At 60.6% G+C, this 14,570-nt stretch carries 14 protein-coding genes and 1 pseudogene; 6 read left to right on the plus strand and 9 right to left on the minus strand.

Annotated features, from left to right (window positions below; translation table 11 throughout):
* Window positions 1-31 precede the first annotated feature (31 nt).
* Window positions 32-762, plus strand: a pseudogene (locus tag NKJ91_RS07040) (amino acid ABC transporter ATP-binding protein).
* A gap of 94 nt (window positions 763-856) precedes the next feature.
* Here the strand turns inward: NKJ91_RS07040 and NKJ91_RS07045 are convergent.
* From NKJ91_RS07045 to NKJ91_RS07065, 5 genes are all read right to left on the minus strand, one after another.
* On the minus strand, window positions 857-2,203 hold the full coding sequence (locus tag NKJ91_RS07045) for a hemolysin family protein (RefSeq protein ID WP_352454962.1): 1,347 nt from the start codon (window positions 2,201-2,203) through the stop codon (window positions 857-859).
* Window positions 2,204-2,399: 196 nt separating this feature from the next.
* On the minus strand, window positions 2,400-2,549 hold the full coding sequence (locus NKJ91_RS07050) for a hypothetical protein (protein ID WP_352454963.1): 150 nt from the start codon (window positions 2,547-2,549) through the stop codon (window positions 2,400-2,402).
* Between the two features lie 474 nt (window positions 2,550-3,023).
* A complete protein-coding gene (locus tag NKJ91_RS07055; protein ID WP_352455033.1) occupies window positions 3,024-3,737 on the minus strand; it encodes a HoxN/HupN/NixA family nickel/cobalt transporter in 714 nt (237 codons plus the stop codon).
* Window positions 3,738-3,758: 21 nt separating this feature from the next.
* Window positions 3,759-4,403 carry a DUF1007 family protein gene (locus tag NKJ91_RS07060; RefSeq protein WP_352454964.1) on the minus strand — a complete coding sequence of 215 codons (645 nt, stop codon included), beginning with the start codon at window positions 4,401-4,403 and terminating at the stop codon, window positions 3,759-3,761.
* A 115-nt stretch (window positions 4,404-4,518) separates the two neighbouring features.
* Window positions 4,519-5,343, minus strand: a complete 825-nt coding sequence (locus NKJ91_RS07065) for a class I SAM-dependent methyltransferase (protein WP_352454965.1) — start codon at window positions 5,341-5,343, stop codon at window positions 4,519-4,521.
* A gap of 211 nt (window positions 5,344-5,554) precedes the next feature.
* Here NKJ91_RS07065 and NKJ91_RS07070 point away from each other — a divergent pair, with 211 nt between their 5' ends.
* Window positions 5,555-6,136, plus strand: coding sequence for a TetR/AcrR family transcriptional regulator (locus NKJ91_RS07070; RefSeq protein WP_352454966.1), 582 nt, complete (start codon window positions 5,555-5,557; stop codon window positions 6,134-6,136).
* Here NKJ91_RS07070 and NKJ91_RS07075 read toward each other — a convergent pair whose 3' ends face one another.
* From NKJ91_RS07075 to NKJ91_RS07090, 4 genes are all read right to left on the minus strand, one after another.
* The gene (locus NKJ91_RS07075; protein ID WP_352454967.1) at window positions 6,137-6,664 is read right to left on the minus strand and encodes a hypothetical protein; all 528 of its coding nucleotides are present in this window, start codon (window positions 6,662-6,664) and stop codon (window positions 6,137-6,139) included. It abuts the gene before it with no gap.
* A 522-nt stretch (window positions 6,665-7,186) separates the two neighbouring features.
* Window positions 7,187-8,404 carry an MFS transporter gene (locus NKJ91_RS07080; protein WP_352455034.1) on the minus strand — a complete coding sequence of 406 codons (1,218 nt, stop codon included), beginning with the start codon at window positions 8,402-8,404 and terminating at the stop codon, window positions 7,187-7,189.
* A gap of 101 nt (window positions 8,405-8,505) precedes the next feature.
* Window positions 8,506-9,921, minus strand: a complete 1,416-nt coding sequence (gene chrA, locus NKJ91_RS07085; RefSeq protein WP_352454968.1) for a chromate efflux transporter — start codon at window positions 9,919-9,921, stop codon at window positions 8,506-8,508.
* Window positions 9,922-9,936: 15 nt separating this feature from the next.
* The gene (locus tag NKJ91_RS07090; RefSeq protein WP_352454969.1) at window positions 9,937-10,914 is read right to left on the minus strand and encodes a chromate resistance protein ChrB domain-containing protein; all 978 of its coding nucleotides are present in this window, start codon (window positions 10,912-10,914) and stop codon (window positions 9,937-9,939) included.
* A 110-nt stretch (window positions 10,915-11,024) separates the two neighbouring features.
* Here NKJ91_RS07090 and NKJ91_RS07095 point away from each other — a divergent pair, with 110 nt between their 5' ends.
* The 4 genes from NKJ91_RS07095 (at window position 11,025) to NKJ91_RS07110 (ending at window position 14,382) form a co-directional block, all read left to right on the plus strand.
* On the plus strand, window positions 11,025-11,999 hold the full coding sequence (locus NKJ91_RS07095) for a Fe-Mn family superoxide dismutase (RefSeq protein WP_352454970.1): 975 nt from the start codon (window positions 11,025-11,027) through the stop codon (window positions 11,997-11,999).
* Window positions 11,996-12,466, plus strand: a complete 471-nt coding sequence (locus NKJ91_RS07100; protein WP_352454971.1) for a chromate resistance protein ChrB domain-containing protein — start codon at window positions 11,996-11,998, stop codon at window positions 12,464-12,466. The genes NKJ91_RS07095 and NKJ91_RS07100 overlap by 4 nt, the downstream gene beginning before the upstream one ends.
* 39 nt (window positions 12,467-12,505) lie before the next feature.
* Entirely contained in the window at window positions 12,506-13,393 is an 888-nt protein-coding gene (locus NKJ91_RS07105; protein WP_352454972.1) for a DUF1259 domain-containing protein, read from the plus strand.
* 215 nt (window positions 13,394-13,608) lie between these two features.
* Window positions 13,609-14,382 carry a sulfite exporter TauE/SafE family protein gene (locus NKJ91_RS07110; RefSeq protein WP_352455035.1) on the plus strand — a complete coding sequence of 258 codons (774 nt, stop codon included), beginning with the start codon at window positions 13,609-13,611 and terminating at the stop codon, window positions 14,380-14,382.
* Window positions 14,383-14,570: the final 188 nt, after the last annotated feature.

Consider the following 14,570-nt stretch of genomic DNA (forward strand, 5'->3'; position numbering starts at 1 on the left):
ACATGCTGAACCTGGATCTTCTACTGCCGAGATGGCTGCCGTCGAGATGATTGGCGTCAACAAGTGGTATGGGACCTTCCATGTCTTGAAGAACATCAATCTCACCGTTCGTCGCGGCGAAAAGCTGGTGATCTGTGGACCGTCTGGCTCTGGCAAGTCGACGATGATCCGTTGCGTCAACCGGTTGGAGGAGCATCAGAAAGGTCATATCGTCGTAGACGGCACTGAGCTAACGAACGATCTGAAGAAGATCGAGGAAATCCGCCGCGACATCGGCATGGTGTTCCAGCATTTCAACCTCTTTCCGCATCTGACCGTGTTGGAAAATTGGCACTGGCGCCAATCTGGGTGCGTAGACTGCGGTGCAAGGAGGCTGAAGAGACCGCCATCCACTATCTCGAGCGCGTAGGGATTCTGGATCAGGCGCACAAATATCCGGGTCAGCTCTCTGGCGGCCAGCAGCAGCGCGTAGCCATTGCTCGCTCACTCTGCATGAACCCGAAAATTATGCTGTTCGACGAACCGACCTCGGCACTTGATCCCGAAATGGTCAAGGAGGTGCTAGATACAATGGCGTCGTTGGCCGATGATGGCATGACAATGCTGTGCGTCACCCACGAGATGGGATTCGCCCGCCAGGTTGCGGACCGCGTTGTGTTCATGGACCAGGGCGAGATTGTCGAGACGAACACTCCGGTCGAGTTCTTCACAAGCCCGCTTCATGAACGCAGCAAGCTGTTTCTCAGCCAGATTCTGAATTAAGCAGTTGAACGCGTCTGCTTTGACTAGTTCAGTTCAACTACTCTGTCTCAATTTTGCTCGCATATACGCCTCTCGTCATGGGCGTCGAAGACCACTATCCGGGCGACTTCCCGTGGAATGTAGGCGGCTCACGGCGAGCGAGCAGCTTGTCAATCCGCCTTCCGTCCATATCGAGAATCTCGAAGCGCCAGCCCTCGTAGTCGAAGTGCTCGCCAGCTTCCGGAAGATGCCCAAGCCGGGACAGGGCGAACCCGGCGATCGTGTGAAAATCACCCTCTGCCGCCCCTGATCGAAAGCCGAGGAGAGCGAAAGCATCGTGCGCCAGCATCATACCGTCGATCAGCAGGGAGCCGTCTTCACGCTTGACGACGTCGGGGTCCTCACCGTCCAGATCCGGAAGGTCGCCTGCGATGGCTTCGAGCAGATCGGTCTGGGTGACGAGCCCCTCCAGAGCGCCATATTCGTCGATGACGATCGCCAGGCGTACCGGTGCCCTCTTGAACCGATCGAGAACGCGGAATATCGGCGTTCCTTCATGAACGATCACGGGGTCGCGGATGACCGCCATTGGATTGAGCGTTTTCCCGTCGAGCACTTGGTCGAGGAGATCCTTCTTCAGGATCATGCCGATTGGTTCATCGATCCCGCCACGGCCGACCAGAAGCTGCTCATGGCGACATTCACGGATGGTACGCAGAATCTCGTCTGGACTGTCCTCAGTGTCGATCCAGTCGATATCGCGCCGCGGCGTCATGATATCGGCGATGCGCCGATCGCCAATGTTGAAGACGCGCTCGACGAGCTCCTGCTGGGTCTGGTGAAGCAGCCCTGCCTCCTGGCTCGCCGCGACAAGCAGTTTCAGCTCTTCAGGCGAATGCAGGGACTCCTCGCCCGTCCCTGGCCGTAGCCCGCAGAGACGCAACACCAGATTGCCAAGACCGTTCAAAGCGAGGATCGCCGGCCTGAGCAGGAACAGGAACAGGCCTAGCGGCCGCACCACCCAGAGTGCCGTGCCCTCGCTACGCTGAAGCGCCAGGCTTTTCGGCGCCAACTCGCCCAGAACGATGTGGAGAGCAGTGATGATAATAAAAGCAATTGCGACGGCGATTGTATGGGATCCGGCGGTGGCAAGAGACCCCATCGCTCCAACCAGCAGTGGCTCGATCAGATGGGCGAGTGCAGGTTCGCCAACCCAGCCAAGCGCCAGCGACGAAATGGTGATACCCAGCTGGGTCGCGGCAAGATTGGCATCGAGATTCGCCAAGGCTCTTTGAAGCAACCCGGCGTTCAAGCGTCCAGCGGTAGCAAGTTCGTCGACTCGGCTCCGCCTGACCGCCACCAACGCAAATTCGGCAGCGACAAAGAAGCCATTTGCGCCAACGAGTACGAGAACCAATAGAATTCCAAGAATGTCGCGTAGACTACCATCGTCCGCCGGCATGATATCCTCTGCTTGATCTCACTGGGGCCATCTCTGAAGCGTATTTGGCGCTATTGCGCAACCGCATTAGGCCAAGATCGTCAAACCGGAGCTGCTACCGCAGCGCCGGGGCCTGCTCAATCAAGGCTAGCAAACCCAAATTCGCGCTGCGAACTCGACCGAACAAAAGCCGGCCGACATCGACCGGCGGACGAGATCAGACAGAAGACGAGTTGGTCTTGTCGACCGAAGTCAATGGCAGCGCCATGGATAGATCGCCCTTGATCCAGTGATCGAGCAAAATCACCGCAATGCCCGCAAGTATGGCTAGCGCTATCATCCAAGCGATCTTTTGACGGTCGGTCACTCATGATCTCCCCAGGAGCTCACAACCCTCACGGCAATGGGCAACCGGTATCGTCGGCTGAAGGCGAATCCAGTATGTTGCTCGCGGATTGCAATCCGTTCGGCAATTGAAGGACGCAAGGGCACACCTCACTAGCCACACGCTCTGCGATGGCGAACGCCTGAAGATTCTTTGTCTTGCCGTGATAGCAGCGCGGTTTGAGTGCGACCACCCCTTTGTCCTGGCTAGACTTGCGGCGCATTCGTCGCGACCCTCACCTTGTCGCCCATCTCTCTCGCTGTCGCCAGAGCTTTGGCCTTGTCCTTGGTCGTCAACACTTTGCGCCAGTGCGGTGCCTCGACACGCTCACAACGTAGGTCGTCGCAGGCGGCTCGTCGGTCATGCGCCCAACTCTGTTTCCCCAAAAGCAGAGTTGGGTCCGGAGTTTCTTGGAGATTGGGTTCTAGTCGCATGGTCCCTTTTTCCAAAACGGCGTTAAGGAGACGTGATTTGCCAAACGGCTACCCCGGCTAGAACAATTCCGGCAGCGCCTTCGATCGTCCGCGAAATGGCATCGAACAGGCGTGGCCGGCTGTCGAAAAAATGCACCAGGCGCTCCCGAAACAGGATCGACAACACCGCAACGCAAGACAGCGTCAGCGCCACGCCGGCCATCATGGTGATTGCAAACAGGATACCGGCGAGCGGAACGCCTCTGGATATTGCGAAGGTCATCACGAAAAGCGTCAGCGGGCATGGGATCAAGCCGGCCATGACGCCGACGGCCTCGCCCTCATGCTTGTGGTGATGGCCGTGGCTCAATGCGCGCCAGAGCATCCAGACGCCTATGAGTCCAAGCAGCCCGCGACTGACGTCTTCTAGTAGCGGCGCGCGGCCAACACTGCCCAGGGCTATAGACACCAACGGTAGCGAGAGCGCCGCGATCAGCACCGCAATTGTCACATGCGTGAAGGAAAGTGCCAGTGATACCCGAAGACCGCGCGAAACCTTTGCGTCCGAACCGGCCAAATACGTGGCCAGTAGGGCTTTGCTGTGACCCGGCGTCAGGGCATGCGCCGCACCGAATAGCACGCCCATTGGCAGAAAGGCCATGAAGGCCAACCAGCCGCCGCCAGCCGAAAGCAGTTTGATCTGCTCGGCAAGCGTTAGGTAGATCGTGCGCTGGAAGTCGACCAGCGTCTGGAACATGGCCATCGAACCGGCTCCGCTTCAGCCGCAGGTCAATTCAAGGCGCGTCGCGAAAATCTTGCCGAGATCGGTCCCCGTTGGGTCACTGAAGAACGCGTCTGTCAGGCTCTTCTGGTTCTGCGCGATGGCCGTATCCGGATCCGGACGCACGACCGCGCGTGAGCAGCCTTGAGGCCGGCCAGCCACAGCAATCTTGTCGTCGTCGGTAAAATCGATCGCCGTGTAGAAGGTCGGGTCGTACACGCCGATGCTGACTTTTCCAGCAAGGGCCAACGGGTCCTTCGGCTGCGTTTCGAACTGGACGACGAGTCGATCGTTTTCATAGCTGACGCTGAACTTCGGCGGTGGCGCCATCGTCACGTCCTTGCCGTTCAAGGTCACCATCTGAAAATAGTTGTGCTCGGCCAGCGACGCATGGACGGTGAGAGCGACTTCATCGAGGTCCTTGGCATCAAGGACAAGGTCGGAATTCTTGTCGAATTCCATCAGTACAGTGCTGGAAAAGAGGTCGTCGAAGCGCCAGGAATGCCGAAGCGACTTGACCGTTCTGTCTGGACCGACGGTCAGGTCCAGCTTCGCTTCGGCAAACACATGCGGATGGGCGTTCGCCGCCGCGGCGGAAGCGAGCAACAGCGCCGCGCCTGATACTATGCCTGTCAGCTGCATTTTTCGCTCACATTTCGCTCGTCGATTCCAGATCAGGTAGGACACCTGCCATTGCAAGCAGGCCGAAATGGGACATACCAGAACAGGTCGTCATGCAACTAGCGTCTGAGCATGATCACGACGCCTGGCTTGGCTGGTCCTTTTTCATCGTTGCGCGAATATAGTTCAGGTTCTTGGTTCCGACGGCGCCGATATCGCCGACTTGGAATCCGCTCTCGGTCAACAGCGAGGCGACCGACTGCATCTCGATATGACCATGCTTGTGGAGCCTGGGCAATCCAGACTTGCGCACCGGCCTGCCGAAATCGATGAGCAACAGCCGGCCTGCTGGCTTCAAGACGCGTGCCGCCTCGCGGATGAAGGCCGATCGCACGGGCTTCGACAGGTGATGCAGCATCAGCGTGCCGACGACGACGTCAAATTGCGCGTCCTTGAAGGGAAGCTCCTGCGCCGTCCCGTTGACGAAAGTCAGATCGAGAGCGGACCGCTCGGCCTTGGCGCGTGCCCTCTCGATCATTTCGGCCGACGCATCGACGCCGGTGACGGTTCCGTCCGAACCGACCAGCCGCTTCGCGGCAATGGCAAGGGTTCCCGTTCCACAGGCGACATCGAGCATCGCTTCGCCGGGCTGGAGCTTTGCCAGGCGAAGCATGAGCTCGCGAAAGCGGCCCTCGCGCCCAAAGGTCAGAACGCGCGCAAGCAAGTCATAGGCCGCCGCCCGATGCAGGACGATGCCGATGCCCCTATCGCTCGCGCTCTGCGCACTGTTGCCGACGAGCGCCCTGTGACGCAGGCTGCCCCACAGCGCCAATCCCGCGATCACCGCGAGGACGAGGCCGTGGAATGCCGCCGTCCAGGCGCCGGCCTGAACATAGCCCATGCCCAATTTGGCGAGGACGAGGAAGCCGGCGACCAGCGATAGCTTAGCAAGCAGCGCCAACGCTATCACCCTCTTACGCGAATGCGGTCCGTTGCCGGCGTGATGATCAGATGAGTGCATGTCTGGCGACCTTCTGCTTCATTGCGGCATGCCCAAACCCGATTTGAGCTCCTGGACTTGGCGTATCATAATGGACACATTGTCTGGAAATGATGTTGTCGGACACCGGACCGCCGAATGTCCGAAACCGGGCACTGCAGGGGTCATGACCATGAAAATCGAACGAGCGGGCGAGCGGAACACGATCAATCGACGCGTCGCGCGGACGCGCGGCCTGCTGCAGGACGCGCTCATCGCCCTGATCCCGGAGCAGGGATATGTTGCCATCACCGTCGACGACATTTGCCAGAGGGCCAATGTCGGCAGGTCGACCTTCTATACCCACTATGCCGACAAGGATGCTCTGCGCAGCGCGACCATCGAGGCGCATCTGCGGTCAATCGGCCGCAGGCGCGAGGCGGCAAGTCAAGAAACAGGTAGCCGCCTGTTCGAGTTCAGCCTGCCCATGTTCGAGCACGCCCATGCATTCCGACCGCTTCACCACGCGTTGCTTGCAAGCAGCGGCGATACGATCCACGACGAATTGCGTGAGCGTATCCGGCGAGCCGTCCGGGAAGAACTCGTCGAGAAACGGATCGGCGATCGCGGCATGCCTGCCGAATTCGCCATTCAGTTCATCGCCGGAGCATTTCTTGCGGTCCTCGCCTGGTGGGTCGTTACTGACATGGACCTTTCACCGGCGCAGGCAGACGAGCTGTTCCAGAAGATGGCGGGAAGAGGCATCGGCGCCTGATTATTCGTCGGCTATCGAGCTTGCAATGATCGAATTCGTTCGCTCCGTGCCGACCGGCGATGTCAAATGGACGAGCTGTTTTCGATTGCCTGCAATCAATATGTAAACTTTGGAGACCTGATCTCCATTCCGGTCCTCGCTGATTTTTTCGGCGTCCGTCCGGGCGAAGAAGCGTTGCTCGAATGTTGCGCGGTCGACGTCGAACAGTCTGATGGAACAGGTCTGCACGGCCTTGCCGTTCAAGGTGGCTTTGGTCACCGCTATTATGGTTCCGGCAGGTAGATCGTTGCCAGTCACCGCCCACCCCTGAAAGGCATCCACGTCATCGACTGGAGCAAGCGCTGCGTCACCGGATAGCGGCGTCCATCCACGCGTCTTCGCCACAGCGACGGTTCGCTCGAAGTCGGGGCCATGGGCAAGACAGGTTTGGTGAAAAGTTTCTAGCCCCAGATCGACATTGTCGGCATACACCGGTGTCGATGTCAGGCAGACGCCTGCGAGCGCAAAAGCGAAGAGAGCTCTCGACATATCAGTTACACCTCGCGCTGAAGAGCGAGCACCGGTACGAATAAGATGGAGCGGTTGGCACGCTGGTCAAGATTTACGGCGCCTCGCCGGATCGCGCCAAGGGGCGCTACAGGCCCTGCCGATTGCCCCGGCGTCAAGAAGTGCCGTATCAAAGGCGCCCGATATAGCGCACGTCAGCACGCCATACTGAGCGAATAATCCTCAAGATGCGCACGGGCAACCGTCGTTTCACGCGCCTGACCTTGCGTTTTCGAAAGAGTTCGAGAATCTTGCGCGAAAAAGGCAGTTGTCCCGATTTGACCGCATGTCCAATGGTTAAAAATCGTCTGGAACCGTTCCACTGGTCATGCATTATGGTCATAGCGGTCGATTTCTCAGGAATGTAGCCGCTCCCATTGAAAGCCCGCCCGTGGTCGCTACCGTGGCGGGCTTTTCAATTGATGCACTACTCGTCGGCAGAACGTGCACCTGCGGAATAACAGGCGCGCGCGGCTCATGCTGTCTCGGCATGCTGCGCCGCTACTAGCCATCTCGTCGTTCCTCTGGAGGGCGAACCTTGCGAAACATCGCAAGCAGAAGGATGTCGTAGACAATCTTCAAGGCGCCAGCGATGAGCAACGGCCAACCGAAACCGGACATTGCGAGCAGCGAGCCGGCAAGCATCGGGCTGGCGGCTGCCGCGAGGCTGCGCGGGACAGCGGTGACACTCGCGGCTGCGGCCCGCTCACCAGGCGATACCACGGCCATGACGTAGGAGGTGCGGGTCGGAACATCCATCTGCGACAAGGCGCTCCTGATCAGCAGAAGTACGATAACGGGACCGAGGCTCGGCGTGAAGGGGATGAGCAAAAGGCAAAGGCTGGACGGCAGGTGCGTGAACACCATCGTGTTCACCAGCCCGATCCGTTTAGAGATTTGCACGGCCACCAGATACGACCCAGCCGAAAGGATGCCCGTCAAGAAGAAGATTGCGCCCGTCGCGGCGAGCGATAGGCCGAACCGTTGGAAAAGCCAAAGAGCCAACAACGACTGGACCACGAAACCGCCCGCAAAAGCGTCAAGGCTGAAAAGTGCAGCGAGCGTGAGGACGATGGTTCGAGATTTGCGTAGTGGTTCCGCCGGTACCGCACTCGCATCGAGCGGCTCATCCGGCAGTTTCCGATAAAGGAGCAGTGCTCCGAGTCCCAGAAAGGCATAAAGCAGGAAGGCGATCTGGAGAGCTTGCTTGATGTCCAGGCCGACAACCTGTCGGAGAATGTCGGGGGCTCCGGCCGCAAGAGCACCGACCGCCCCTACAAGTGAGCCGACAAGGCTGTAGCGTGCAAAGAGCGCGGTGCGGTCGCGGTCCGTGACACTATGGGCAAGTTGCGCATGCTCCAGCGGCAGAAACACACTGACGTCGCCCGAGGATGGGTTCAACGTTCCCACGAATGCGACAAGGAGCAGCGGCCAGAAATCCTGAACCAACGCGAAGGCGCTCCCCGTGACGACCATCAGGACGGCAGCTGCGATCAGCAGGGAGCGGCGAGAGAAATGGTGTGCGACAAACCCGACGGTCAAAGTGAGCGCCGCTGAACCAGCTAGCGTCGCTGTGGCGAGAACCCCGATCTTGAAAGGGCTGAAACCAAGCGTGGCCAAATAGGCGGGAAGCAGAAGACTGACGAGTCCGTCGCCGAATGCCCTCAATCCCCTGGACGTCAACAGAAGGGCAGCTGCCGGCCTGGCACCGGCAGGCAGCAGCGAAAACCTCTGTTTGGCTAAAGGTTCGCGCGAAGCATTCGTCGGCGTCTGGGCTGCCAGGTATGCCTCCTGCCGCAAAGTGGTTGCGCCTATGGCACTGCTTAAATCGATCCCGTGGCAACGCCATAAAGCACGCCCAGGACAGAGCATGTCGCGAGCACGGGGATCATACCGATCTTGAAACGAAACACGGCCAGCAGCGCACCGACTGTCAGCACCAGCGACGGCAGGTTGACGGAGCTGAACACCGGCACATCCACCGTCGTGCCCAGCCATCTGACCTCACGCAGGTCGCGGAACAGCACATGAAGCGCGAACCATACTGCCAGGTTCAGGATCACACCGACCACCGCCGCCGTGATGGCAGACAGCGCTGCCGACAGGGCCTTGTTGCTGCGCATCGTCTCCATGAACGGCGCGCCGAGGAATATCCACAGGAAGCACGGAACGAATGTTACCCACGTCGTGAGAAGACCGCCGAGCGTTCCGGCGACCAGCGGGTTGAGTACGCCCGGCGCCCGGTAGGCGCCCATGAAGCCGACGAACTGGGTGACCATGATCAACGGGCCAGGCGTGGTCTCGGCCATACCGAGGCCGTCCAGCATTTCTCCCGGCTTGAGCCAGCCATAGTGATCCACGCCCTGTTGCGCGACATAGGCGAGCACCGCATAGGCACCACCGAAGGTAACCATCGCCATTTTGGAGAAGAAGATCGCGATGTCGGTGAAGACATTGCCTTGCCCTAACAGCGCTAGCAGCCCGACGACGGGTACCAACCACAGTGCCAGAAAAACTGCCGCGATCTTCAGCGACCAACTGACGGACGGCCGGGCGTGCGCCGGCGCCCCTTCGCCGAGCGCTGTATCGGCATCATCGACCTGCTTGCCGCCGACCTTGCCATGTCCATTGCCCGACTGGAATGCAGCCCACCCAGCTCTTCCCCCCACGTAACCAATCACGCCCGCGATCAAGATGACCAGTGGAAACGGCGCATCGAAGAAAAAGAGAGCGAAGAAGGCTGCCGCCGCGAGCCCGACCATTACGTTGTTCTTGAGCGCCCGTCTGCCGATCCGCAAGACCGCCTCAAGCACGATCGCGAGGACCGCCGCCTTCAAACCGAAGAAGAGAGCCTGAACGGCGCCGACGTTGCCGAAGATGGCGTAGATCCAGCTGAGCGCCATGATGGCGATCGCACCAGGCAGCACGAACAGGATACCGGCGACAAGGCCGCCTCTGGTCTTGTGCATGAGCCAGCCGATGTAGATGGCAAGCTGTTGTGCCTCCGGTCCGGGCAGCAGCGTGCAGTAATTGAGCGCATGCAGGAACCTGGTCTCGCCGATCCAGCGTTTTTCCTCGACGATGATGCGGTGCATCATGGCGATCTGACCGGCCGGACCGCCGAAGCTGAGGGCGGCCACACGCGCCCACACCCGCGTAGCCTCAGCGAACGAAATGCCAGGACCGGGCGTGTCGTCTGGTCGGTTCGGTGCTGTCACGGTGCTCTCTGCATTGGCCATGGTTAGTTCCTCGGATCAGCCGCGCTTCGAGCGGAAATATCGATAGAGGTTGTCGAACACCGAAGCGCCCTCGGCGATCCGTTGCTCGTCGCTCGCCTGCGCCATCGCTATACCGGAGATCAGGCTGGCAATCCCCGCGGTTTCCTCGCGGCCGAACTTGCTGTCCTTGAGATCAATATCGTGGACGACCTCGGCGATGGCCTGCAAAGCCGCATCCGTAATGCCGGCGCGGGCCAGCAGCACCTCGAAGCTGCAGCGGTCTCCCTCATGGGTGATTTCGCCCTCGAACATGTCGAAGTGCAATTCGCCCTCCTTTGGCACGTATCCCTTGCCAGCGACGAAGCGGATTGTTGCATCGGCATCGATGAAGCGACGGATCAGCCAGCTGCAGGCGATGCGGTCGACATGCACGTCCCTGCGCGTGACCCAGGTCCGGCCCTTGAGCTCACCCGGCTCGGCCGCCTTCTTCGGTTCCTTGGTCATGGCGTTGTCCTCTATAAGCTGTGCCTCGAGCTCGGCGATCAGTCCCTCGACAGCAAGGCGCCCGCTGGCGCCTAAAAAATCGATCGTCACCACGTCGGCGAGCCGCTTGCGCAAGCGGCCGAGTTGCGGACGCGCTTCCGCATGTTTTTCCGATGTCGCGTCGGTCTTGATCGCTGCGGCCAGATCGCGCGCTTCCTTGACTATCTCCGCATAGTCGGCGTCACGGGCTGCGTCGAAGAGCGCCCGGACCTGGGTGTCGGACAAACCATCTACGAGGCGCGCCTCGCACATCATCGCCTCGCCGCCGCCAGCGACGATCTCCCTGAGGAGCCATTCGAAATCCTCCTGCATCTCGGCATTGGCCGGCAGGGCGTAAACTGTGCTTTTGACTGCGACCGCGCCGATGCCTTGCAAGCGTCGCCAGATCTTCACCCGGAAGTAGGCGGGTTTGCTTGGCAGCTGATGGATCAGGAGCAGCCAGCGCTGCTCCTGTGATTGCCCCTCACTCATAAGTGAACCGTATCACGAACAAAGACAAATGCAACACTTGTATCATTTTACATTCGGGCATAGCGTTCGCCTCTTCACGGATGGCCGTGCCCGCAGAGTGGGGGAAACCGATGCCACACCAGATCATGCCGTTGCCATTCAAGCCGCCTCGGCTCGTCGGCCTCTCCGAGCGGCTGTTGGCAAGCCACTACGAAAACAACTATGGCGGTGCCGTTCGTCGCCTCAATGCCATCGAACAGCGGCTCGACGGGCTCGACTGGGGCGCGGCGCCAGTTTTCGACATCAATGGTCTGAAGCGCGAGGAACTGGTTGCCGCCAATTCAGCGATCCTGCACGAAATCTATTTCGACGGACTCGGTGGCACCGGCGATGCCGGAGGCGATCTCGCTGCGGCTCTGGAGCGCGACTTCGGTAGCGTGGCCTCCTGGCGCGCCAAGTTCATGGCCTGTGCCAAGGCGCAGGCCGGAGGCTCGGGATGGACCCTGCTCACCTGGTCGGAGCGGCGCGACCGACTGACGATCCAATGGGCGGCGGACCACACCAACTGTCTTGCCGGCGGCATGCCGATCCTCGCGTTCGACATGTACGAGCACGCCTACCACATGGATTTCGGCACCAAGGCCGGCGCCTATGTCGATGCCTTCATGAAGAACATCCATTGGGAACGGGTGGCTGCCCGCCACCGTCGGGCCGTCGCGCAGCGTGATCCTTCAACAGGATCGGCATCGGACGAAACGGTTCCAGCGATTGCGCCGGAGGAACTGCGGGCGCTCATGGATCAAGGAGAAGATCTCGTCGTGCTCGACGTCTGCCTTGCCGAGGATCTGGCAAAGCGCGGCGACATGCTGCCGGGGGCCAAGCTCCGCGCGCCAGAGAAGATCGTCGATTGGGCGGATGAACTGCCGAAGGACAGGCCAGTCATTGTCTATTGCCTCTATGGCTTCCAGGTCAGCGGCGACGCCGTCGCCGAACTGCGCCGCCGCGGCGTCGACGCAAGTGCGCTTTCGGGCGGCATTGCCGCCTGGCATGCGATCGGCGCGCGCACTGTCCCTCTGATAATCAACGAAGAAAGGATTGCGCCATGAAATGGGTTACCCGCGAACGTCCGGTCATCGACCGCATCGCCTGCCCCTGGCTGATTGCGCGCTTCATCGACAAGCAGCCTGAGTTCCTCTTCGTGCCGCCCGATCAGGTGATCCGCGTTGCCCAGGAAACGGGCGCCACGCCTTACGACGTGCCCGGCGTCGAATTCACGCATGTCGGCGACGGCTGCAGTTTCGACACCTTCGTTTCCAAAAATGGGCTTGAGTGCGACCCGGCGATCGTGACCATTGCCGCGATCGTGCGCGGCGCCGACACGGACCGGCACGATCTCACGCCACAGTCGGCAGGGTTGCTGGCGATCTCCATGGGTCTGCGGGACCTGACGCCCGACGACCACGAGGTGCTGAAGCACGGCTTCGTCATCTATGACGCGCTCTACGCGTGGGCTTCGGGCCGCAAGGCGGAAACGCATAGCTGGCCACCCGCCATCAAGCCGGCGGCCGCATGACGAAATGGGCAATGGGGGCAGATCACAAGGAGAAACCCCATGCATGCAAAACTCGTGACCGGAGCAATGCTGATTGCGATGTCGGCGCTGCTCCAACCGGCATCGGCGGCACCCGATTGGCAAACAATCGCACAGGCGCTCGGCAAATCCGGCACCGAGACGCCCGGCGGCGTCTACCGGGTGGGCTTGCCACGAACCGACCTGAAGGTATCGCTCGACGGGATATCCCTGAAGCCAGGGTTTGCGCTCGGAGGCTGGATCGCTTTCGAACCAATGGGGAACCAGGCAATGGTCATGGGCGACATCGTTCTGACACAGGACGAGGTGAACCCGGTCATGAAGAAGCTTGAAGAAAGCGGGATCGAGATCACCGCGGTGCACAACCACTTGCTGCGCGCGGAGCCGATGACGCTCTACATGCACGTCCTCGGCCAAGGCGACCCAGTTACGCTCGCAACAGCGCTTCATGCCGGATTGGCGCTGAGCAAAACACCGATGGGAGGCGGCGGCCAGCCGCAAGCCGCACCGCAGATCGACTTCGACACGGCCAGTGTCGACCAAACCATGGGTTATAAAGGTAAGGCCAATGGCGCGGTCTACCAGTTCACGATCCCGCGCGCTGAGCCGGTCGAGGAAAATGGAATGGAAGTGCCGGCGGCCATGGGCTCGGCAACAGCGATCAACTTCCAATCGACAGGTGGCGGCAAGGCGGCGATCACGGGTGATTTTGTGCTGACCGCCAAGGAGGTCAATCAGGTTATCAAAGCCATGCAGGACAACCGCATCGAGATCACGGCGTTGCACAGCCACATGCTCGATGAGCAGCCCCGGTTGTTCTTCATGCATTTCTGGGCGAACGATGATGCGCAGAAGCTGGCGAAAGGACTTCGCGCAGCCCTCGATAAGGTCGCCGTCAAGAAGAGCTAGATTGGGTGGCCCGTCCAACGGCGGAGTTCGGTGGCTGGGAGCGATCGCCGGCCTTTTCCTGCCGCCTCGGGAATGGTTCTCTGGCACGGCGTCTCTCCGCCACCAGCATTGCGCCTGAGATCACCTTTCCATCGCACACGAGACTCAAGGGGCGGGCCGGGCTTTTGCGAACCGACGCGTTCGGAACGATCAAAGGTCCGCTTCGTTCTGATCGGATGGACTGGATTAGACTAGGCCTCCTGGCGTTGGCGGGGTTCCTCACCTGGACACTGAACACCCTCTCGGCCGGAGGCGGAGGTCTATTGCTGATCCCCGCCGTGACTTTCATCACAGGGAGCGCGGCGGTTGCGCCGGTCATCACCTTGACCGAGCTCATCGGCAATCCCATCCGCGCCCTGGCCTTCCGGCGCGACATCGATTGGAGCCTGGTCCGTTGGTACCTGCCCGGCGCCATCGCCGGTGCCGCTGCGGGCTCCTGGCTCTTCGCCAACAGTCGGGCGGAATGGCTCCAGATACTCATAGGGATCTATCTGATCAGCGCAGTCTGGGAATTTCGCGGCGGCGCGCGCGAGCGGAGCTACCGAGCCCGCCGCTGGTGGTTCCTCCCGGCCGGCCTGATCGTCGCGCTGTTGTCGGCGCTGATGGGCACGGTGGGACCCGTCTTGAATTCGCTCTATCTGAACTACGGTTCGGAGAAGGAGACGTTGGTCGCCACGAAATCGGTGAACTCGTTTGTGACCGATGTCGTCAAGATCGCGGTATTCACCGGACTCGGCGCGCTCGGTGGTCAGTCGGTCATGTACGGCACAGCCGCGGGTTTGGGCGCTGCGCTTGCCAATCTGCTTGCCAAGCGCTGGCTCGAACGCCTAAGTGGACGACAGTTCCGCGGCCTTGTGGTCGCGCTCATGGCTGTGAGTGGAGCGCTGATGATCTGGAACCAGCACAGCTTCGTTGTGCAGGCGTGGCGCGCGGCCACAGGAATGTCCTAACAATGTCGACGTTGGCCGGAGCGCTGCGGCGTAACTTGGTTGACCGGTCCCGCGATGCGCAGAAGCAGACTGCGCGCGGCCCCTCGACAAGGTCGCCGCCAAGAAGGGCTAGGCTTCCCATCCGCCTGTATCAGACGTGGCTCTTGGGCTGGTTCCTTCGAACCAGCCGGGCCTAACCCGCTCACCTT

The organism is Mesorhizobium sp. M0040 (genome assembly GCF_040323505.1).
In the GTDB taxonomy this organism is placed as follows: Bacteria; Pseudomonadota; Alphaproteobacteria; order Rhizobiales; family Rhizobiaceae; genus Mesorhizobium.